Annotated in this window: 20 protein-coding genes; 13 read left to right on the top strand and 7 right to left on the bottom strand. The window is 43.6% G+C overall.

Annotation, left to right across the window (positions count from 1 at the left end):
- The first annotated feature begins 228 nt into the window (after nucleotides 1-228).
- Together AACR09_RS24275 and AACR09_RS24270 are read left to right on the top strand one after the other, a co-directional pair.
- Complete coding sequence (locus AACR09_RS24275) at nucleotides 229-495, top strand: hypothetical protein (protein WP_076645221.1); 267 nt, start codon at nucleotides 229-231, stop codon at nucleotides 493-495.
- 152 nt (nucleotides 496-647) lie between these two features.
- The gene (locus AACR09_RS24270; protein ID WP_102442198.1) at nucleotides 648-1082 is read left to right on the top strand and encodes a hypothetical protein; all 435 of its coding nucleotides are present in this window, start codon (nucleotides 648-650) and stop codon (nucleotides 1080-1082) included.
- 137 nt (nucleotides 1083-1219) lie between these two features.
- Here the strand turns inward: AACR09_RS24270 and AACR09_RS24265 are convergent, their stop codons facing one another.
- Nucleotides 1220-1711, bottom strand: a complete 492-nt coding sequence (locus tag AACR09_RS24265; protein WP_193834652.1) for a cytochrome b — start codon at nucleotides 1709-1711, stop codon at nucleotides 1220-1222.
- Between the two features lie 300 nt (nucleotides 1712-2011).
- On the opposite strand from AACR09_RS24265, the gene AACR09_RS24260 reads away from it, so the two are divergent.
- On the top strand, nucleotides 2012-2851 hold the full coding sequence (locus AACR09_RS24260) for a tetratricopeptide repeat protein (RefSeq protein ID WP_004730180.1): 840 nt from the start codon (nucleotides 2012-2014) through the stop codon (nucleotides 2849-2851).
- Between the two features lie 144 nt (nucleotides 2852-2995).
- Nucleotides 2996-4297, top strand: a complete 1302-nt coding sequence (locus tag AACR09_RS24255) for a peptidoglycan DD-metalloendopeptidase family protein (protein ID WP_193834583.1) — start codon at nucleotides 2996-2998, stop codon at nucleotides 4295-4297.
- A gap of 98 nt (nucleotides 4298-4395) precedes the next feature.
- On the opposite strand, the gene AACR09_RS24250 is transcribed toward AACR09_RS24255, so the two are convergent.
- Both AACR09_RS24250 and AACR09_RS24245 read right to left on the bottom strand, forming a co-directional pair.
- Nucleotides 4396-4716: a heavy metal-binding domain-containing protein gene (locus AACR09_RS24250; protein ID WP_004730185.1), complete on the bottom strand. Its 321-nt coding sequence runs from the start codon at nucleotides 4714-4716 to the stop codon at nucleotides 4396-4398.
- 58 nt (nucleotides 4717-4774) lie between these two features.
- Complete coding sequence (locus AACR09_RS24245; protein WP_193834581.1) at nucleotides 4775-5701, bottom strand: LysR substrate-binding domain-containing protein; 927 nt, start codon at nucleotides 5699-5701, stop codon at nucleotides 4775-4777.
- A 91-nt stretch (nucleotides 5702-5792) separates the two neighbouring features.
- On the opposite strand from AACR09_RS24245, the gene AACR09_RS24240 reads away from it, so the two are divergent.
- A complete protein-coding gene (locus AACR09_RS24240; protein ID WP_193834579.1) occupies nucleotides 5793-6821 on the top strand; it encodes a DMT family transporter in 1029 nt (342 codons plus the stop codon).
- 45 nt (nucleotides 6822-6866) lie between these two features.
- On the opposite strand, the gene AACR09_RS24235 is transcribed toward AACR09_RS24240, so the two are convergent.
- A complete protein-coding gene (locus AACR09_RS24235; RefSeq protein WP_193834577.1) occupies nucleotides 6867-9890 on the bottom strand; it encodes an HD domain-containing phosphohydrolase in 3024 nt (1007 codons plus the stop codon).
- A 346-nt stretch (nucleotides 9891-10236) separates the two neighbouring features.
- Between AACR09_RS24235 and AACR09_RS24230 the strand changes: the two genes are divergently transcribed.
- The 4 genes from AACR09_RS24230 to AACR09_RS24215 all read left to right on the top strand — a co-directional run bounded on the left by AACR09_RS24230 (nucleotide 10237) and on the right by AACR09_RS24215 (nucleotide 13879).
- Nucleotides 10237-10983, top strand: a complete 747-nt coding sequence (locus AACR09_RS24230) for a phosphatase (protein ID WP_017079736.1) — start codon at nucleotides 10237-10239, stop codon at nucleotides 10981-10983.
- Between the two features lie 177 nt (nucleotides 10984-11160).
- Nucleotides 11161-11556, top strand: a complete 396-nt coding sequence (locus AACR09_RS24225; RefSeq protein WP_017082431.1) for a cytochrome b562 — start codon at nucleotides 11161-11163, stop codon at nucleotides 11554-11556.
- A 325-nt stretch (nucleotides 11557-11881) separates the two neighbouring features.
- Entirely contained in the window at nucleotides 11882-12232 is a 351-nt protein-coding gene (locus tag AACR09_RS24220; RefSeq protein WP_017082430.1) for a hypothetical protein, read from the top strand.
- Between the two features lie 111 nt (nucleotides 12233-12343).
- A complete protein-coding gene (locus AACR09_RS24215; RefSeq protein ID WP_193834576.1) occupies nucleotides 12344-13879 on the top strand; it encodes a PepSY-associated TM helix domain-containing protein in 1536 nt (511 codons plus the stop codon).
- Nucleotides 13880-13992: 113 nt separating this feature from the next.
- On the opposite strand, the gene gloA2 is transcribed toward AACR09_RS24215, so the two are convergent.
- Together gloA2 and AACR09_RS24205 are read right to left on the bottom strand one after the other, a co-directional pair.
- The gene (gene gloA2 / locus AACR09_RS24210; RefSeq protein ID WP_017082428.1) at nucleotides 13993-14376 is read right to left on the bottom strand and encodes an SMU1112c/YaeR family gloxylase I-like metalloprotein; all 384 of its coding nucleotides are present in this window, start codon (nucleotides 14374-14376) and stop codon (nucleotides 13993-13995) included.
- Entirely contained in the window at nucleotides 14376-15308 is a 933-nt protein-coding gene (locus AACR09_RS24205) for a LysR family transcriptional regulator (RefSeq protein ID WP_004730200.1), read from the bottom strand. The genes gloA2 and AACR09_RS24205 overlap by 1 nt, the downstream gene beginning before the upstream one ends.
- A 373-nt stretch (nucleotides 15309-15681) precedes the next feature.
- Between AACR09_RS24205 and AACR09_RS24200 the strand changes: the two genes are divergently transcribed.
- Both AACR09_RS24200 and AACR09_RS24195 read left to right on the top strand, forming a co-directional pair.
- Nucleotides 15682-16275, top strand: a complete 594-nt coding sequence (locus AACR09_RS24200) for a cysteine dioxygenase (protein ID WP_004730201.1) — start codon at nucleotides 15682-15684, stop codon at nucleotides 16273-16275.
- A 137-nt stretch (nucleotides 16276-16412) separates the two neighbouring features.
- Complete coding sequence (locus tag AACR09_RS24195) at nucleotides 16413-17225, top strand: helix-turn-helix domain-containing protein (RefSeq protein WP_193834574.1); 813 nt, start codon at nucleotides 16413-16415, stop codon at nucleotides 17223-17225.
- A gap of 21 nt (nucleotides 17226-17246) precedes the next feature.
- Here the strand turns inward: AACR09_RS24195 and AACR09_RS24190 are convergent, their stop codons facing one another.
- A complete protein-coding gene (locus tag AACR09_RS24190) occupies nucleotides 17247-17999 on the bottom strand; it encodes an EAL domain-containing protein (RefSeq protein WP_102534399.1) in 753 nt (250 codons plus the stop codon).
- A gap of 368 nt (nucleotides 18000-18367) precedes the next feature.
- On the opposite strand from AACR09_RS24190, the gene AACR09_RS24185 reads away from it, so the two are divergent.
- Nucleotides 18368-19561, top strand: coding sequence for a glycine C-acetyltransferase (locus tag AACR09_RS24185; protein ID WP_017059545.1), 1194 nt, complete (start codon nucleotides 18368-18370; stop codon nucleotides 19559-19561).
- Nucleotides 19562-19670: 109 nt separating this feature from the next.
- Nucleotides 19671-20353 (top strand): L-threonine 3-dehydrogenase (gene tdh, locus AACR09_RS24180; RefSeq protein WP_228010445.1); only part of this gene is annotated, 683 nt, incomplete at its 3' end.

The following is a 20353-nucleotide window of genomic DNA, read 5'->3' as shown; positions in this document are numbered from 1 at the left end:
TCAAATCAGGCTGTTGCTTTCGATGAGACGAACTGGTCTTGTCTATGCTTCACCAGTTTCTATTGTTTTCTAATATTCCCAATAGGTTAGGGAAATTAAACATATTTTTCGATTATTAATATGTTATGATCTCCCTACTACTAAAGGGGTGTCTTCGGGCATCGGGATGTATGCGAGCAAAACGTAAGTGCTTGTGTCAGTCACTTTCTGGCGAATATGGAATCGAAAATGTTGTTGGAAGAAGTTGTAGAAATTATCGAATTAACCGACTCAGACCATTTATCTCAAGCAATGGAACTGTTTAACGAGCATGGTTTTGTTGATGCTGAGTCTTTACCTTTTATGAATGTTGTTTTTGAAACAGCACCGGATCACCTTGCGAAGAAGTTGTCGCAGATTGGTTTTAAAGGTTTAGTGCAAGTCGAAAAGAATGAAGATGCATCGGGCTTCACCATTATTAATGCTGACCGTGTTCTGCTGAAAGACTCTGCTTAGCTGCAAGACTTTGTTTAGCTACAAGACTTTGCTTAGCTACAAGACTCAGCTTAACTGTAAGATTCTTCTTAATGACAAGAATAAGATTCAGCTTAGTGAAAAGACTCTATCCAGTTCAGTAACACCCGTTATGATTATTTGAGGTTAACACAGTGACAACAGCAACCGTTTCATCAACAGAGCAACACATTTCCAATGAACATGCGCTTTTAGGTGCATCGTTATTAGCGTCTCAAAAAGTTGAGTTGGCTCTGTTCAGTGTTATCTCTAAATTAGCTAAAGCACTGCCAAAGGAACAACAGCAGCCACTAGGCTTGGATTTGGATACCTTTTTAAGGGAAAAGCCAAGCGAGCAAGCCTCGACGCTGAGCCTATACGAACAGACGTTTGGTGAGCAACTTCCTTTAAAGACAAATGAAATCAGCGATTTTATTTATCACCGAAACTTGGTAACTCGTGGCTTTTGGCGTGTGACTGGGGCTGATGTTAAAGGCGGTGAGAAACTAGCGAACCCAGATCTCTATTTAAAAGAGTTCTTGGCCAAGTGTGAATACTGGCAAGTGATGCTTGATACCCAAACCAAGTAATCAAATTGAAATAAGAAAGCCATAGCGAACATGCTATGGCTTTTTTGTTTGTGTAAACCATGCTGTATTTTTTAAAGCAGATGATTACCTCGAATACTGAGAACATCACTTATATTACTTAAATATCCCTCCAAAATTTAAAGCATCATCTTCAATACATAGTTCCTAGAGACAAAGTGGTGTTTAAGTGCAGCACAAACATGAAGAACAACTAAACAGGCTAGGGCAATACAACTGGCACGATGTAAATAGAAAAAGAAGCCGTTGATTGCAGGGTCGGTAATTGGGTTATTCACGCTCACTAACCAGAATAACGAATAAGGTTCTTTTAGCATCAAGTAACCGGTGGTGAAAACCATAAACATCACTAGATACATCAGGGAGTGAGCAAGTTTAGCAACGCATTTTTGCCTTTCAGGTACAGACAGTGGCATGGTTGGCGATGACCGGAAGTAACTCCAGACATAACGAACCACGAATAATGGCGTCGCAATGGTCGCCAATGACATGTTGAGCACTGACAGAAAAGAAAACAGTTCTGGATGACTGGTGACATAGTGCATCGCATACCCTGCGACTGTTGCATAGATGATGACAGATGCCATGACCCAGTGCAGCACCCGGCTCATTAAATCGTATCGTGGATTGTTCAAATTAACCTCGCTCTGATCGTTATTAATATAAGATTCATCTCGATGCAATAAATCAACTCTTGGTATATTCGCATCGCGAATTAATTATATAGAACAGTATTACGCGGTATTTTTATAATTTAGAAATTAATGATGTTGCTTCAGGTGTTTTATAATTATCAATGATGTTTTAGAGTGTTAATTCCAATAAGGAGAAGGCAGAATTGCCGACTTTCTAGCTTGTCTTGCGATTAAGAGATACAGTTAACAAAGATAAAATATATAAGGAACGTATAAATGCTTCGAATCCTATTGATTGCAGTGTTCTCACTGGTCACGACCATGAGCTTTGCAAGCGAGGAAGTTAAATACTCAGAGAAAGAGTATGTAGACCGACCATTGATGGAACGCTATATCTTAGATGAGCTGAAGCAGTTGCGAATGGAACAGCAAGATCTGGAAAGGCGCTTGACCATTCAGATGACCGATCGTGAGCTTACAGTCGCCGATAAGTCATTGAACTATGCCAATGTCACGGTCACGTATTTCTTCTACATTATTGCGGGTGTTGCTTCTCTTATTGCATTGGTTGGTTGGCAATCACTGAAAGATCTCAAACACACCACCAAGGAAATGGCTGACCAGCGACTTAATTCGATTGCTCAAGACTACGAGAAGAAATTCAATGTTCTTGAAAGGGATCTTAAGCGTAAGACCAGAATTATCTCAGAGAACAACCGAGAAATAGAAATCATCAATGAGATTCACAATTTATGGCTCAGAGCGCAAAACGCTCAAACCGCCGAGCAGAAGATTGAAATTTACGATGAGATATTGAAGGTTCGTCCGGGTGATTTAGAAGCGTTGACCTATAAAGCGGATGCTGCGATGGATATGCAGGAATACCACTGGGCAATGAGCCTATGTAACCGCGTGTTAGAAGTGGATGACCAAAATGCCCACGCCTTGTATCAACGTGCTTGTTCGTATGCAAGGTTAGGAGCAGAAGGTCAGGCTATCGATGACTTAGAGCGTTCTATTGAAGCGAGTGGTTCAATGAGAGAGTTGCTAGCTGAAGAGCCAGACTTTGAGATGCTGCGCGGCTTAGATCGTTTTGAAGCGCTTTGTGAAGAGTAATGTCATTTAAGGTGGTGGGCTTCACACGCCCACCATATTTTGGCAACTTTTGTGGAACGGTTTCTTACATTACGTTTATTTTTTTGAATTAATTGTTATGTTATAACACTTGCCAAGTTCCTTGTTATAACCGCTAAGTATTTTATGAAGTTCCTCCCTATTGGCCTGATCGTTATCGCTATCAGTGCATTCTCGCTTTCCGTTTTGCTCCATTTTCAATCCGAAGTACCAGAAGAAATCTCAATTCAAGTCACTCCTTATAAAGATTTATTAACTCATCAAGAGGGGGCATCAAACTTATATACAGATACAGATACAGATACAGATACAGATACAGATACAAGCTCAAGAACACTGGTAAAAGTGCATTACTTCGTGAAGGTTGGAGATACGCTCAGCAACATCTTTTCGTCATGGAAACTGCCTTATGAGACAGTTCAAAAAGTGATGGAAGCGGATCTTGAGTCTTTGAAGCTCGATACAATAAAACCTGGCGATCATCTAGAGTTGCTTTTGGATAGTGACTCTAAACAGCTCGTAGAGCTGATTTTCCATGAAAGTCTCGTAGAGCAAGCTGTCTTCACTAAAAATGATGATGGAAGCTTTAATTACCAATTCCATGAAATGCCTGGCGAATGGAAAGAAAAGCTCTACAAGGGCACCGTTCATGGCAGTTTTTCAACGTCAGCATACAAAGCGGGATTAACAACCGCCCAGATAGCCAATATTACTCGAACGTTAAGAGACAAGATTAACTTCTCAAAGCAGTTAAGAGCGGGCGATGAGTTTAATGTGTTGGTCAATGAGCAATACACAGGCGACCATCTAACAGGAAAAACAGAGATCCAAGGCATATCGATTACGTTACGAGGTAAGGAAGTGGCCGCGTTTCTTGCTCCAGATGGACGCTTCTACGACAGAGAGGGTAATAGCCTTGAGCAAGCGTTCAATCGCTACCCAATAGACAAACAATTCCGAAGAATTACTTCGCCATTTAACCCGTACCGTAAGCACCCAGTGACCGGACGTATATCTCCGCATAATGGTACTGACTTCGCAACACCCGTAGGGTCGCCAGTTTATTCAACCGGTGATGGTCGAGTTATTGCTATTCGTAACCACCCGTATGCGGGGAAATACATAGTGATTGAACATAACAGTGTTTACAAAACACGCTATCTGCACTTGAGCCGATTCTTGGTTAAGAAGGGGCAACAGGTTAAGCGTGGGCAGAAAATTGCGTTGTCAGGCACGACTGGTCGCGTAACCGGGCCGCATTTGCATTTTGAAGTACTGGTGCGTGGAAGAGCTGTGGATTCGATGAAAGCGAACTTACCTTTAGCGAGTTCTATCTTACCCGAAAATAAAGGTGCATTCTTGGCGAAAGTTGCCTCGTTTGATGACATGCTCTCAGGGCAAAAGGTTGCACGAGTAACATCAAGCTAAGTATCAGCTTATAACTGTTCTAACCCTTTGGCGGCTAATCATCAAAGGGTTGGAACGAGTTTTCATTAGGCTGCCTGATTGCTCAATAGTCTAATAGATTAAGCGACGACAACCGCCGTACCACTAGCAGACACCATTAGCATGCCGTTACCTGTGCCAAGCACTTCGTAATCGATGTCGACACCCACCACCGCATTGGCACCCGCTTCAATCGCTTTTTGCTCCAACTCTTTGAATGCGTAGTTGCGTGCTTTCTCAAGTTCCTTTTCGTAGGTGCCAGAACGTCCACCCACAAAGTCACGAATTCCTGAAAACATATCTTTGAAAACGTTCACCCCTAGAATGGCTTCTCCGGCGATAACCCCTTTGTAATCGACAATGCGTTTGCCTTCAACAGATTGAGTGGTGGTAATAATCATAATGGCCTCTTGTAAGCTTGCTGAGTTGTTACTCGCTGTATGGATTGATAGTTTGGTCTTACTCTTGAATAACATCGCTCAGTGATGTCTCTGAGCGTGTGAATTTATGCCTCAACCATGTTCTCAGTTTTAGCACACTTTCTTGTTTTAATTTGTTTTTTGGGCAAACAAAATAGAAATCTTGGTGTGGGTTCGCGACGGGTTCGCCCAGCTCCACTAGCATCCCATGGCTGATGTCATCTTTCACAAACAAGCGGTGAGTGACTAAAACACCAAGCGAACGAATTGCAGCTTGCACGGCTTGAATCGAGACATCGAACGTCAAGTTACTGTGGAACGTCGGCATTGGTATTTGATAATGATCACACCACACCTGCCAGTCATGCTGTCGTCTTGGGTTAAACGCACCAATGGTTGGGTTTTGTTTCACAAGTTGCTGGACGTTTAATCCGGTCTGGTTTTTCAATAGAGCAGGGCTGCACACCAAGACCAGTTCATCGTCGCCGAGCTTTTCGCTGTAATATTGTTCCCACTCGTTTGGCTTGCCATGTACGAGGGCAATATCGACACCTTCTTGTTCGATATCGAAAGGGCCTGTTAATGTCGAAATACGGATATCAAGAGAGGGAGCAAAGGCTTGGAAGTCGGGCACTCGAGGGATCCACCAGTGCATGGCGAGTGAATTGACCATGTTGAGAGTAATGCGGTGATCGTTAGGCGTTCTGGCAAGCTCTTCTGTCGCTTCTATCACCTGTTCCAGTGCTGGCGCGACTTTACGATAATATCGCTTACCTGCGGAATTTAGAACAACACGACGGCCGACACGTTGGAACAGCGGCTTATTGACCAGTTGCTCCAATGATTTGATAGCTTGGCTTACTGCAGAATGACTGACATACAACACTCGAGCAGCGTCGGTCATGCTGCCGGTTTCAGCAACAGCAATGAAAGCATAAACGGATTTAAGCGGGACGAGTTTCTTCATTGGTAAGTTTTCCTTACAGTTATGGTTAATATTACTCGCTATTTTTCATCACGTCACGCTTCTAAAATAGGTGTCATAGGAGGTGATAATTATGTCTGATATTACCAAGGCGACGACTTTCATGTTGTTGTCGACGTTCAGTTTGTCTTTGAGTGGCTTGATGGCCAAGTATCTATCTGAAGTGATGCCAATCTCGTTACTCAGTTTTGTGCGTTTTTTGTTACCCAGTCTGTTCTTATTTTTATTCTTGATGTTTTACAAAATAACGAAACCTTCACTCGATATGTGGAAACCTTTAGTGATGCGAGCGATCTTTATGGTGGCGTGTCAGTGGTGTTTCCTTACTTCACTACAAACCTTAACGCTGGTTGAAGGTGTGGTGTTATTCAGTACGGGTCCGTTGTTTATTCCATTGTTAGAAAAATTAATATTCGGAACCAAGGTTCATACAACGACTATCGCATGTTTAGCCATTACATTTTTCGGCGTAGTGATGATGGCAGGGGATTGGTCGCAGTTTGAGTTTGGTTCGGAGTTCTTTAGACCTGCGCTATTTCTTGGACTTCTAGCGGGTGTGTTTAATTCTGGCTCGCAAGTGAGTCTGTACCGAGCATCTAAAACCAGCCTGACACCAGCAGAGCTTAACGCATGGACCTTTTTAGTCGCAGCAATACTTGTTATACCTATGCTCGTGTTGACTTCTGTTTCTGCTGTACCAGATGTCCTTAAGGGGGATAGTGTGTATGGTGCTTTAACGACTTTGCTGTCGTTTGATGACTTGCGTTGGATTGGACTTGGTGCATTTGGACTCGCACTGTTTACCATCAATACTCAAATCTTCCGCTCCAAGGCTTATAAGCTTGCAGACAGCGGTTCCCAGTTGGCACCACTGATTTTTACTAACATGCTGTTTAGCGCCTTATGGCAGGGTTTGTTCTTTGATGATGTGTTTTCTACTCAGCAGATGATTGGCATTAATCTGATTGTTGTGGCGAGCATTACCAACACTCTACTAGCTAAAAGACACAGCAAGGCAAAAACCAAGCAAACACCGCGAGTCACAGTGGCTGTAGCGACTGTAGTGGACGTTGCGGTATTGGACTCGGCAGCTAAAAGCTAACCATTGAGCTTATGAAGCTTATGGTCTTTAGTCTGAATGGTTAGCTTAGAACAATGAGCGTATGTACTCTTTGACTCGGTCGATGTGTTCGTTTGGTTCAATCTCGCAATGCTGTTTAGTCTCTAGGAATCGCTCAGCGTATTTGTCGTAGATTTTGTTTTCTAAGAACAGCAAATACAGCTTGGGATCGATATGACCGCTGGTGGCCATGTCGGTCATGATGTTGAGTGATTCGCTTAGGAGTTTGCCTTTCTTATACGGGCGATCACTAGAGGTGAGCGCTTCAAAGACATCAGCAATGGCCATCGCTCTGGACGGTAGAGGTAATTGGTCTTCGCTTAAGCCTCTTGGGTAGCCCTTACCGTCGATACGCTCGTGGTGTCCGCTGGCGATATCCGGGATATTCTGGAGGTAAGACGGATAAGGCAGTTTGTTAAGCATGGTGAAGGTTTGAATAATATGATCGTTGATCATGAAACGTTCTTCATCGTTTAACGTGCCACGGCGTACTTTCAAGTTGTGCAGTTCACCTTGGTTGTATTTGACCTCTCCTGGCTTAAGCACAAACGCTTCTTGCCATACATCAGCAGGGCTAAAGCCATTGTCCCACGGTATTTTATGCTCAGGCTTATCGGCAAGTAGCGGTTCCATCACCGGTAGTATTTGGTCTTTTCTTGCTGGCTCAGCTTCACTCTTCTCTGTCGTGTCTTGTTGCGCATTGAATCTCTCTTGTTCAGACCAAGATAACCCTAGCTGATCGTCTAGTGTTCGTTTCCATTGGCGCTTGGCTATTCGGTCTAAGCGTTCTAGTTGTTCGTCCGTCATCGACTCTCCACCAAGATTGCATTCAGCAACAAAGGCAAATTCTTCATCCAATTCTGACAAGCTTTGTTCGAGGATCTTAAGCTGGTCCTCTTGAAGCGCTCCGTTCGCTATGGCTTTCCAGTAGTCGGTTTCAGCCTGTTGTTTTAACAGTTCGAAACGCATTCGCACTTCGTGGATTCGGTCGTAAATGGTTTCAAGTTTTGTCGCTTTGTCTACGACATACTCAGGTGTGGTTACCTTGCCGCAGTCATGAAGCCAAGCGGCGAGCATTAACTCTTCCCACTGTTTACTATCCAATGAGAATTGCGGGTAATAACGGTCATCATCAATGGTTGCTTGGGTGAGCCATTTGGTCAGTTCAGGCACTCGTTGGCAGTGCCCGCCCGTGTAAGGTGATTTGGTATCAATCGCTGATGCAATCAACTCGATAAAGGCATTAAGCATGTCTTTCTGTTGCTGCATTTGGTCGATGTTGTCTTTGGCTATTTCCGCAAAACTGAGCAGTTCTCGTAAGAAGGCGTGCTTGTCTGCCTGCATCTTGGTAATCGGTCTTTCATAGCCAATTGCGACGATACCCACCAACAACTTCTCACGGTTTAATAGTGGAAACAGGTACAGATCTGAATTGAAGATCGAATCTTGGTAATAGTTGAGAACATTGTCTTCTCGGTTTAAGTGGATGGTTTCTCCAGATTTAAGCTGGCACAGCAACCAAGGGGTGTGCTTGATGAAGTCATTGATGTCGGCCTTAAAGGGAAGAATGGCGAGGTTCGCGGCCGTATCAAACACATCTTTCTCTTTTGATTGAGTGAAGAGGACGATGGTTTCTGCTTTGGTAATTAAATAGCTTTGATGAGCAATATTCTTGGCTAAGATCGAAAATTCCTGATTACCTGCCGTGTCGCGAAGTAGCGTAATAAGATCATGAAGTGTGTGTTCCATCAGCTCAATTGAGTGGGCGAGGTTAGCCACTTCTTGAATCATGCTTTTGGGATAATGAGTTCGCCTGAAGTCAAATCGTGCGATGTTGTCGGTGAGTTGCATCAGCGTATTAAGCGGCTGAGACAAACGATTGGCGACAAACCATACGATAGCGAAGCAGATGAACAACATCCCAATCGCGACGGCGACTTGCTTGTCACGCATCGAGATAAGATCAGAGAGCAACTCATTGTGTGGCGTAGCCTCTGCCAAATATAAAGTGACATTCTGAGTGAGCTCAACAGGCGTTAGTGTTAATGCCCAAGTGTTTAGGTTGTATTCAACGTTTTTTAGGTTGAGGTTTAATTTCTCCTCGTCGGAGATAAGTGGTGCTATGACGGATGCTTTCAATGCTTCCATCTGTTCACGTTTGGGCACATTAAAGAAGCTTTGGTCTTGCTCACTACCAGAGAGTTTCCCCGTCGTTTGGTTATTCGTTTTCTCAGTTTTACTTGTGTCGTTAGGCTGGGAGGTAAGCTTGGGAATCGATAGATCAAGTTGATGTTGGCCGAGAAGATTGAAATGTTGATCGAACAGAGCGAGTCGGGTTTGTGGAGAGTAGGCCAATTCACTGATCTGGGAAGAGAGAGATTTCAACGTGAAGTCGGCACCAACGACATGCTTGCCATCCAAAGAACGTCTAGAAAGCGTGATGCCATTGGTTTGCAGGAAATAGAACAGGTAGGGCTCAGAGAGTTGTATTGAGCCGTCAGGCTTTGCGTTACGAAACCAAGGTCGAGTCGTGGGGTTGAACTTACTCTCGGCTTGTCGGGTACTGATCACTTGGTGTGCGCCATCGAGAAAGGTAATAAAGTTATCACCATCTAGATTGGTGCTGCTGACCATCATGGTCGCTTTGGCGGGAGCGTTGTTGTCGGCTCTCTGTTTAATGGAACTCAGAGGACGAAAGATTCTGAAATCGCCATCTTCAGAGCCATAGAACAGAGCGACTAAATTGGTATTTTGTTTGAAGATGATATCGACCGAAGCAAGCCAAGATTCTTTTTCGACGGAGGAGGTTTGATGAGCAACAAACGGGCTCACTGCCATCACGTTTAAGGTTGTGATGACTGGGGCAATAGCTTGTTTAAATACCGATTCCAGCTTATCGCGATGTTCATTACTGACTTCGCGCACGGTGCCTAAAAGCAGTTCTTGAGAGTGCCGATAACTTATCGAAATCAGTACGGTACCGACAAGAGTGGTCAAAATTAAGAAAAGGCTAGTGATGTGGATACTCAGCGGATATCGTCTTCTTCTCATCTAACACTCCAGTTTGTAGACTGGTTTAAGTATTGACGAACTTGGGTAGGTTGCAAAAAATTGGCGTAATTACCGAGTATGTTCGATTTTACTTAGATAAGAAAAGCGTTAGTGTCGTCTGGTTAGCCACGTATTATCGTGCTGTGTAAATGAACTTACAAGAAACCCTTATGTTTAGGTGCTAATTGTCACTTTCAGCTGATAAACTGGTCGAATTGTTGCCATTAAGCATTCCTTTTCAGAAGCACTCCTTTTCAGAAAAAGGTGCGGGCACTCCTTTCCAGAAAGAGGCTCAGAGTTACTTTCTGGAAAACGTTTTTTGACTAAGCGAAGAGAGCATTGATTCATGGAACTCAAAGTAGATACCCACACCCACACATACGCAAGTGGCCATGCTTACAGCACGCTGATCGAAAACGCGAAATCGGCGAAGCAAAACGGTTTAGCCATGTTTTGTACTACTGACCATTCAGAATCAATGCCGGGCGCGCCACATTATTGGTTCTTCAGCAATCAGCGTGTGCTCCCTCGTTTTATTGAAGATGTCGCAATTATTCGAGGTGTCGAGTCAAACATCATGAACACACAGGGTGAAATCGACATTCATCCGAGTGTGGATAAGAACTTGGATTGGGTGATCGCGAGTTTTCATGAGCCAGTATTTCGCCCATCGGATGTCACTACCCATACAGAAGCATTGTTGAATGTGATTAAAGGTGGTCGAATTGATGCGCTTGGTCACTTAGGAAACCCTAATTTTGATTTCGATTTTGAAGCTGTGATTCAATGTGCGGCGGAACATAACGTAGCGATTGAAATCAACAACACCACACTCAAAGGCAATAGCCGAGTTGGCAGTGTTGACCGCTGTTATGAGATCGCAAGAATAGCTAAAGCGAAAGGTGCGTTTATTACGACAGGTAGCGATGCGCATTTCTGCGTAGATGTTGGTGGCTTGGACTTAGTCGCTGCATTGTTAGACAAAGTAGGTGTGGATTCGAATAAAGTGGTCACTCATTCGCCACAGCAGTTTTTGGCATTTTTAGCATTGCGTGGCCGCCAATCTATTGCTGAATTTTCGGTATTTGAGTGATGGAATGTCCGTTACTTTATACTTTTTAGTCATTGGTTAGCTAGCTAGTTTGCATTTCGACACAATCAATTTTTGTACCCGACGGATTTTTGTATACACTAGCCGAAAATAATAAAGTCGAAGTGCCACAATAACGATGGCGCTATCTTCAAAGACATCGCTTCACCTGGAGAAACAATGAAAACTCGCTCAATCCTTTTATCTGGCTTAATCGCTGCTTCGCTATTGTCTAGCAACGCTTTTGCTAATGTTGACCTTAAGAAAAACATGCAAGAAATGAAGCTTGCGTTCAAACAAGCGGCAGAAGCTCAAAACATTGAAGAGATGCAAAAGCCTATCGTACGTATCGACACGCTAGTTGCTGAGCTCAAAACGGGTGTTTACCCAATTGAGAAAGAAGAACACTTCATGGAAGGTTTCAAAAAGATCAGTGCATCGATTGATAGCATTGAGAAGAAGCTAGACCAAGGTGAATTTGAATCTGCACAGCAAGAGCTTCGTACTATCGATGGCCTTCGTGAAGAGTATCACGAGAAGCGTAATCCAAGCATTTGGAGCAAAATCTTCGGTTAATTTGCTAATCAATTGAGTTTGCTAGATACGTAACAAAGAGCAAAGCCTCAAGATTCGATTTCTAAAACGCTGTCTTACATTACCCTCTCTAGAGGAAGGTGTAAGGCGGCGTTTTTTATTGTCTTTTTTCTAAACAGTTTACTGCTATTTTCTAGACATGTTACTGCTAATAGGTGCGTAACATTCTTTTAGCTCTTTGGTTGTAACCAGTTTTTAACTAAAAAGAGTGTGCGTTAGCTTCAATTTTTTAACCTGATGTTAATCTTTACGTTTACCTATATAACAAGTGCCTCATAATAAGGGGAATTTATAAAGATTAGGAATAATGCGCCGAACTTCGTTCAATTTCTCCATGTTACTTGCTACAGCATTAAGCTGGGTACTAGTGACACTAATGCCTGTTATCAATGCTCATGGTAATAGTGCGGGAGTATGGGCGTCGTTATGTACGGTCAACGGCTTTGAACTGGTTCAAATTGAGGAAGGCGAGCCCAATACTCACAAAGGAAAGCCGTGTCCCTTTAGCCATTTTTCCACGTTTCACCAAGACGAACTTCCAACTACACTACTGACAACTCGACTGAGTTCTATTGTCTCAGACAGCTACGCTTTTTTGGCTCTAAGCGAACGCTACACGAGGCAAGCCCCGCGCGGCCCTCCCTTTGATATTGCTTAAACCTAACCCACTAAAATAATTAAAAAATAAAGTATTAAGTAAAGTTAAACATGCTCAGATTACTTTCTGATTTTTCAGAAGGTATGTTTGCGTGTGTCAAAGGAAATAATAATGTTGAGAAATGAATCTCAAAGCTCTGCGAAAGCACAAGCGACTTCGCAGTCTACAAGCAGTGCAACAACCGGTTCGAGAACCAATATAAAAAACAAAGACCGCAATAAAACTCTCTACTTCCTTACGTGGCGCTGGCACTTCTATGCCGGGTTATTCGTTATCCCATTTATGTTGATGTTGAGTATTACTGGTTTGGTGATGCTGTTTGACGATGAAATCGAATTGGCTTTCCACCACGAAGCCATAGAGATTGTTGCATTGGGCGACCCTATTAAGGTTTCACAACAGTTAACTGCAGTACAAAATCAATACCCACAAGGTACGGTGACACAGTTTGTACCGAGCAAAGTCCCTGATCTTGCGAACCGATTTTCTGTATCACTTGAAGATGGCACTTCCGTTTTCGCCACGGTGAATCAATACACTGGCGAAGTGGTAGGAGAAATCCCGCGCAGCGATAGTCTGTATCAACTGGCGAATGACATTCACGGCACTTTGTTGATTGGTGATTGGGGCGATTACCTAATTGAAGTCGCAATAAGCTTGTCTATTCTGTTACTCATCAGTGGTATTTACTTATGGTTACCGAGAGATAACGCGAGCCGGGCTGGTTTTCTTAAGCTTCGATTTGGTTCAGGAACGCGTGTTTTAATGCGTGATCTGCATGCGAACATCGGTGGAACACTGTCATTCATTCTTCTGTTATTTATTCTATCAGGATTATCATGGACAGGTTTTTGGGGCGGTAAGCTAGTGCAAGCATGGAGTACTTTTCCTGCTCAAATGTGGGATGACATTCCTCTGTCTAACGAAACGCATGCTTCTTTAAATCACGGGTCTGAAGAGGAAATGCCTTGGAACCTAGAACAAACGCCACTGCCTTTGTCTCAAGATAAGCCAGCAGAACACGTCCACCAAGTAGAAGAAGCGTCTGAAGCTCATGATCATTCTAAGATGGGTGAGGATCATTCTCAGCATGTATTATCTGCGAGTAATTTCTCGATTGATGATGTGATAGCAAAAGCTCAATCTCTTGGTTTTACGCAATATAAAGTCAATTTCCCGCGATCAGAAACGGGCGTTTACACCGTGGCTGCCAATACCATGGGCGGTGACATTATCGACCCAACCCAAGATCGCACGACTCACCTCGACCAATATTCAGGGCGCATTCTTGGAGAGGTGACGTGGCAAGATTACAATTTATTCGCCAAAACCTTAGCCGTCGGTATTTCTCTGCACCAAGGTGACATCAGCATCATCAACAAGCTTCTAAACGCGTTGTTCTGTTTGGCATTCATTGTGGTGTCAGTGACTGGTGGAGTAATGTGGTGGATGCGCAGACCTTCAGGCCAAAGAAAGCTGGGGGCGCCACCGAAGTTTGGTGATGCGGGCTTATGGAAAGCAGGCTTAGTGACTGTGGTTGTTATTTCGGTACTGTTTCCACTCGCGGGCGCAACGATTGTGATTGCAATGCTATTGGATTGGTTACTGTTTTCACGCGTTGAGAAATTCAAGACCGCGTTGAGTTAATTGACATGCAAACGGACTTTCTCTATTTGAGAAAGTCCGTTTTATTAATCAGATGAGCTCTTCTTCTGTGAGGAAGACTTTAGACTAGATACCGCTCTAGATTTGATAAAGCTTTAGATCTGATAAAGTTCTAGCGGCAGGCCGTCTGGGTCTGCGAAAAACGTAAATGATTTCCCCGTAAATTCATCAACTCGAATCGGTTCGACTTCAATGCCATGTTCTTCCAAATAGCTTTTGGCATGTTGAACGTCATCAACACAAAAAGCCAAATGTCTCAGCCCTTGAGCTTCCGGAAAGCTTGGTCTTTCAGGTGCGTTAGGGAAGCTGAATAATTCTATTTGAGCGCCATTAGGCAGTGCTAAGTCAAGTTTGTACGACTGGCGCGCTTCACGATAATTCTCAGCAATCACTTCAAGCTTTAAAACTTCCGTATAAAAGCGTTTAGAAACTTCGTAGTCTGAGCAAATAATGGCGGCGTGGTGTATTCCTTTCAGCATCAGTTTATTTCTCCTGCCAGTTTGTCACCCAAGTGTTCCATCGCATAATCAATGAACACACGCAATCGGGCAGGCATGTACTTGGTTTGAGCAAACTGCATCGCGATAGCGCCATGGTAATTACTCTTGATGGTCCAATCTTCCAGTACTTGCACTACAGAACCTTCAGCCAATGCATCTTGAATTACGAAGTCATGGAAAATACCCACACCAAGCCCTTCTTTAACACCTTTCAATCGCATCTGAGAGTGGTTCACAGCGTAACGTCCGCTGACGGGGACTGTGTAAAACTCATCATCTTTAAGGAAGTCCCAAATGTGGTCTTTATCTGTTTCTGCAAGGTATAAGCAGTCGTGCTCAGAAAGCTCGGTAGGGTGGTGAGGGATTCCTTTGGCATCTAAATAGTCGGGGCTCGCACATAACACGAGGTTTGTTTTTCCGAGCTCTTTCAATACCAAACTCTCGTCAGGTTTATCGGTAAGACGAAAGGCAATGTCGATGCCTTGGCGCAATATGTCGATGTCGCCATCAGCCGCTCTTAGCTTGAGTTGAATCTCTGGATACTGATTTAAAAATGGAACAACAAAAGGCTGTAGCACTGAGTTCAAGAACGCCTCAGGCGCCGCTACTGTTATAGAGCCTGCAGGTTCAGTATGGTCGGAGGTAGACAGCTCAACCGCTTGTTGCGCCGCATTAATCATGACCACGCTTTGATCGTATACCAACTGGCCTGCTTGCGTGATGATCAATGTACGAGTGGTTCGCTCGAACAGTTTTACTGAGAGTGCTTTTTCTAGACGTGTGATCAATTTACTCAACGCTGAAGGTGTAACGCCTAGCTGCTTTGCTGCGGCGGTAAAGCTACCCTCATTCACAACTAAGATAAACGAGGCGAGATCGGGAAGTAGGGCGATGAGTTTTGGGTTAATCATAAGTATCCAGTTAGACTAATTTCAACGGTGACCATAACCTTAATTGTGATTGAACTCTTCTGATTTGTGAATCAATTTCATTAATTGATACGCGCAATAGTAGCCGTGATGGAAGCCGTTCTTTTGTTGTTCCTATTTCAAATTACTCAGTTATTCAAATCTCAAGTCAATATGGCGATTCCGTTGCTTCTAATTGGTTGTTAGATGCTTTTGTTATATGAATGTAAATACTTGTAGTTACTTGTTAAATTTAATTTAAACGGTGTTAGTATCCTCCCAACTTGTGCTGAATCGAATCAGCCATATTTCATCGTTCGAAGAGAACTTTTAACTTCGAGTTCGGAAGAGCAAAACATAGTCAGAGGTAAGTATTTTGCAACGTACTGATATCACTCCAACGCAATCTCCCGCGTTAGCCGCGTTAATTAATAACGATTATGAGCTTAATTTCCAAGAGTTTATGGACCAAATACAGCTGGCGAATAAACCTATGTCTCTGGCTTCCATTCGGTTCATATTGGATAACATCGAGCTGAGTAAAGAAGAGATCAAGTCGTTGGCGAGTTTTGATAAAGAAACATACTGCCGACAAAGACTTTTCAAGAATGACCACTGCGAAGTTTTAATTTTGAGTTGGCTAAATGGGCAAAGAAGTAAAATACACGATCATTTGAATACGTCTTGTGGCGTAAAAGTTTTACACGGGCAAGCAACGGAAACCTTGTTTGAAACGGCGGCTAATGGCCATATTTTTGCTTCTCAGTCGACTCATTTCCAAGAGGGCAGTGTGACCGTCAGTAAAGATAATGATATCCATCAGATATCGAATCTACAGGCTGGAGATGAACCGCTCATTACGCTACATGTGTATTCGCCCCCTTTAAGCCAATTCCACCTCTATCAGCTAGAGAGCGGTAAGCCGGAGCTGCTCGACATACAACAAGAGTGCTGGGCCTACGAGATTTAACATTTATCTGTAGCGACCTGCCTACAAATACCAACCAAGTTCTGGGGGAGTTTTGTTTAAACGAGGTTATGCTCAATGCATCATGTCATAGTAGAGATAAGTAAACTACACTAGTTAAAAAGCTAGGTAAGTGACAGATGAATAAAGACAATTTCCCAATTGAGCTAAAACGACTTCGTGAATCAGCGTCCATTTCACAGGAAGAATTTTCAGAATTACTTTCCAATTCTCATCGAGCATTTTTTGGTGTTAATCAAGTAATGGTCAGTCAGTGGGAAAGGGCAAAGACGCTGCCTAGTTTTGTTCGTCGCCTTGGTATCGCGAGTTTCTTTCAGGCCGACTATGATTTTTCGGTAGAAGAAATGGTTCAAGTCAAAGCCGCAACAAAGAATATGGAACGTCCGTCTAATGCCGATATTGGCTACGACTATGAGGTCACAAGCGTAGAGTCATACAACATGGGTTCGCTTCCTGCGAAAAGGCTGAAGTCGATTCAAGGGATGCACCTCAAAACTTATGGCAAAGACTTTATCGAGGTTGCTCAGCATCTCGGCGTGAAAAAAGAAGATATGCAGGTGCTTTGTTTTTTTTTCGAGGGGGTCATTATTGGTCATGTGGTGTATGACGGTTTAAGTAAGATGCTCTGCAGTGTTGGCGCGGTTAGCATTGTGATTCGTCGTAAGATCTTCGATTACATGGCGGATAATTTGTCTGATACTGAGTTTCGCATTCCGACCCTTGACCCTGCTATGTGCCAGTTCTTGTATGACCTGTATTTAGAACCTTATATGAGCAAGCTCGGCATGCCGTTTTTCAAGGCAGATATCAAGAAAGTGGTGAAAAATCCTTTTTCTCAGAACATCCAAAATAAACACGATATCTACTTTAAGTACATCCGTTACCACGACCTTAAGCAGAAGAAGAAAAGTGTCGAGTTTGTTTTAAGCTAACGTTACTTGAGCTCCAACTATCTACATGACGAATCTAAGATCAGTTAAAGGCAGTGGCTTTGAGTATAGAAAGCCTTGATAGCTGTCAAAACCTAGCTGATGGATTAGTTGACGTGTATCTGTGTCTTCAACGCCTTCCGCAACGGTTTCGATTCCAGACTCTTTGCAGTACGCCAGAGTGCGCTTAACCAAGTCGGAGCATGCTGGCTCAATACTGTTCACAATCGATTTATCGAACTTCACTTCATCGACATTAAGGCCCATCACCTTATTTATGTCTGAATAGCCAATACCAAAATCGTCGATAGAGATTCTGACGCCCAGAGACTTAAAGCGCTTAATTTGCTCACAAAGCTGCTCATCCAACTGATCATTTTCACTTAGCTCAAAGGTAAGCTGTTCTGCCTTGAAAGACGCATTCCAAAGCAATTCACGAACCTTTTCTACGTTATCTGGGTTGGCGAGCACCTTATTGCTGACATTAACTGCCAAGTTTAAGTGAACAGAGAGAGATTTTATTTCTGTTAAAGACTGTTCAAGCACAGTAAAGAAGATCTCTTCTTCGTAACCCAATGCAAACGCACGATCGATAAACACGCCCGGAGCGAAAATCCCTTCTTCTGGAATATCTAAACGAAACAGCGCTTCAACCCCAGTCACTTTCTCGACACTAGGCTGAACCTTTGGCTGATAAAAGCAGGTGTGCCAGTCATTCTTGAAAGCTTCTTGTATGGTGTTGTCAGATAGGGTCATTTGCTTGGTTTCTCTTCTCATCGTGTTTCATTTGTATAGCGGCGTTGCTGGTGCGCATTCTGAGAGAAGCGGGCATTCATCACTATATCGTTCTGAGATGAAAAATTTATATTCGATATGAAAGCGAAATTAGACACGAACGGAAGGGGATTTGACGTTAAAAAGAACAGGTAAGAAGCGTTTATGTGCCCTGCGTCACTGGGATGAATTATTATTAGTGCCTGTGATTCATTAATGTTTTTCCAACTAAAGGGATAATCGAGAAGGGGATGTTCAACTAGAATAGGGGTATAAGTTTTACAGTGTAAATGATCGAATTGAAATCGTTTACATCCCCTACATAATGCGGCGCACGATGCTGCTGAATAATAATTAGGAAGGAATAGACAATGTCTTCTGCATTTTACCAACAGATTCAAACTCAAATCGAAGAAGTTAAAGAAGAAGGTCTTTACAAGTCTGAGCGCATTATCACTTCTGCACAAAAAGCAGCGGTTTCTATCTCGACTGGTGAAGAAGTACTAAACTTCTGTGCAAACAACTACTTAGGTCTTGCTAACCACCCAGCTCTTATCGAAGCAGCTAAAGATGGTATGGATCAGCACGGTTTTGGCATGGCTTCAGTACGTTTCATCTGTGGTACTCAAGACTCTCACAAAGAACTAGAGCAAAAGCTATCTACGTTCCTTGGTAAAGAAGACACTATCCTTTACACATCTTGTTTTGATGCAAACGCTGGCCTATTCGAAACTATCCTAGGCAAAGAAGACGCAATCATTTCTGATGCTCTAAACCACGCATCTATCATTGATGGTGTTCGTCTGTGTAAAGCAATGCGCTTCCGTTACTCGAACAACAACATGGAAGAGCTAGAGCAACAACTTATCGCAGCTAAAGAAGCGGGCGCTCGTCACACACTAATCGTAACTGACGGCGTGTTCTCAATGGACGGCGTAGTCGCTAACCTTCCTGCAATCTGTGACCTTGCTGACAAGTACGGCGCACTAGTTATGGTTGATGACTCTCACGCAGTAGGCTTCATGGGTGAAAACGGCGCGGGTACTCACGAGTTCCACAACGTTGTTGACCGTATCGACATCATCACAGGTACGCTTGGTAAAGCAATGGGTGGCGCTTCAGGCGGTTACACTTCTGGTAAGAAAGAAGTGATCGACTGGTTACGTCAGCGTTCTCGTCCATACCTATTCTCTAACTCTGTTGCACCAGCAATCGTATCTGCGTCTATCCGTGTTCTAGATCTTCTTGCGGAATCTGGCGACCTACGCACTCAACTATGGGAAAACTCTGCTCACTTCCGTACTCGCATGGAAGCTGCTGGTTTCACTATGGGCGGTGCTGACCACGCAATCATCCCAATCATGCTGGGTGATGCAAAAGTAGCGGCTGAATTCGCAGAGCGCGCACTAGAGAAAGGCATCTACGTAGTAGGTTTCTCATTCCCTGTAGTACCAAAAGGTCAAGCTCGTATCCGTACGCAAATGTCTGCTGCACACTCTCGTGAGCAACTAGACCGTGCAATCGATGCGTTCATCCAAGTTGGTAAAGACATGGCTATCATCTAATTTTAAAGGGGTGCCTTATGCATCCTTTGATTAGATAGAGCAACACCCAATAGAACAATAGATTTTTGATTCTCGTCTTACTGTTAGGCGAGATGAACTGGATAACATTATGAAAATTAAAGCACTTTCTAAGCTTAAGCCTGAAGAAGGCATCTGGATGACCGAGGTTGAAAAACCTGAAATGGGTCATAATGATCTTCTTATCCGTATTAAGAAAACCGCAATTTGTGGTACTGACGTACATATCTACAACTGGGATGAGTGGTCACAAAACACAATCCCAGTACCTATGGTAGTAGGTCACGAATACGTGGGTGAAGTTGTTGGCATCGGCCAAGAAGTTCGTGGTTTTGAAATCGGCGACCGCGTATCTGGCGAAGGTCACATCACATGTGGTCACTGTCGTAACTGTCGTGGCGGCCGTACTCACCTTTGTCGTAACACTACAGGTGTTGGTGTTAACCGCACTGGTGCGTTCTCTGAGTTCCTTGTGATCCCTGCGTTCAACGCATTTAAGATCCCAGCAGAAATCTCTGACGATCTAGCATCAATCTTTGACCCGTTTGGTAACGCAGTACACACAGCGCTTTCTTTCGACCTAGTAGGCGAAGACGTGCTAATCACTGGTGCTGGTCCAATCGGTATCATGGCTGCTGCTGTTGCTAAGCACGTTGGTGCTCGTCACGTTGTAATCACTGATGTAAACGAATACCGCCTAGACCTTGCTCGTCAAATGGGTGTAACTCGCGCAGTAAACGTAATGGAAGAGAAGCTTGAAGACGTAATGGCTGA

The sequence above is a fragment of the Vibrio sp. OPT20 genome (assembly GCF_963889365.1).
Classification (GTDB): domain Bacteria; phylum Pseudomonadota; class Gammaproteobacteria; order Enterobacterales; family Vibrionaceae; genus Vibrio; species Vibrio splendidus.
Note: the sequence above shows the minus strand (reverse complement) of the source record. Positions and strands in the feature narration are given on the sequence as shown.

Excerpts from the sequence above, each read along its gene's own strand:
- AACR09_RS24275 (WP_076645221.1), top strand. The coding sequence starts at position 229 with ATGTTGTTGGAAGAAGTTGTAGAAATTATCGAATTAACCGACTCAGAC.
- AACR09_RS24265 (WP_193834652.1), bottom strand. The coding sequence starts at position 1,711 with ATGAGCCGGGTGCTGCACTGGGTCATGGCATCTGTCATCATCTATGCA.
- AACR09_RS24260 (WP_004730180.1), top strand. The coding sequence starts at position 2,012 with ATGCTTCGAATCCTATTGATTGCAGTGTTCTCACTGGTCACGACCATG.
- AACR09_RS24255 (WP_193834583.1), top strand. The coding sequence starts at position 2,996 with ATGAAGTTCCTCCCTATTGGCCTGATCGTTATCGCTATCAGTGCATTC.
- AACR09_RS24250 (WP_004730185.1), bottom strand. The coding sequence starts at position 4,716 with ATGATTATTACCACCACTCAATCTGTTGAAGGCAAACGCATTGTCGAT.
- AACR09_RS24245 (WP_193834581.1), bottom strand. The coding sequence starts at position 5,701 with ATGAAGAAACTCGTCCCGCTTAAATCCGTTTATGCTTTCATTGCTGTT.
- AACR09_RS24240 (WP_193834579.1), top strand. The coding sequence starts at position 5,793 with ATGTCTGATATTACCAAGGCGACGACTTTCATGTTGTTGTCGACGTTC.
- AACR09_RS24235 (WP_193834577.1), bottom strand. The coding sequence starts at position 9,890 with ATGAGAAGAAGACGATATCCGCTGAGTATCCACATCACTAGCCTTTTC.
- AACR09_RS24230 (WP_017079736.1), top strand. The coding sequence starts at position 10,237 with ATGGAACTCAAAGTAGATACCCACACCCACACATACGCAAGTGGCCAT.
- AACR09_RS24225 (WP_017082431.1), top strand. The coding sequence starts at position 11,161 with ATGAAAACTCGCTCAATCCTTTTATCTGGCTTAATCGCTGCTTCGCTA.
- AACR09_RS24220 (WP_017082430.1), top strand. The coding sequence starts at position 11,882 with ATGCGCCGAACTTCGTTCAATTTCTCCATGTTACTTGCTACAGCATTA.
- AACR09_RS24215 (WP_193834576.1), top strand. The coding sequence starts at position 12,344 with ATGTTGAGAAATGAATCTCAAAGCTCTGCGAAAGCACAAGCGACTTCG.
- gloA2 (WP_017082428.1), bottom strand. The coding sequence starts at position 14,376 with ATGCTGAAAGGAATACACCACGCCGCCATTATTTGCTCAGACTACGAA.
- AACR09_RS24205 (WP_004730200.1), bottom strand. The coding sequence starts at position 15,308 with ATGATTAACCCAAAACTCATCGCCCTACTTCCCGATCTCGCCTCGTTT.
- AACR09_RS24195 (WP_193834574.1), top strand. The coding sequence starts at position 16,413 with ATGAATAAAGACAATTTCCCAATTGAGCTAAAACGACTTCGTGAATCA.
- AACR09_RS24190 (WP_102534399.1), bottom strand. The coding sequence starts at position 17,999 with ATGAGAAGAGAAACCAAGCAAATGACCCTATCTGACAACACCATACAA.
- AACR09_RS24185 (WP_017059545.1), top strand. The coding sequence starts at position 18,368 with ATGTCTTCTGCATTTTACCAACAGATTCAAACTCAAATCGAAGAAGTT.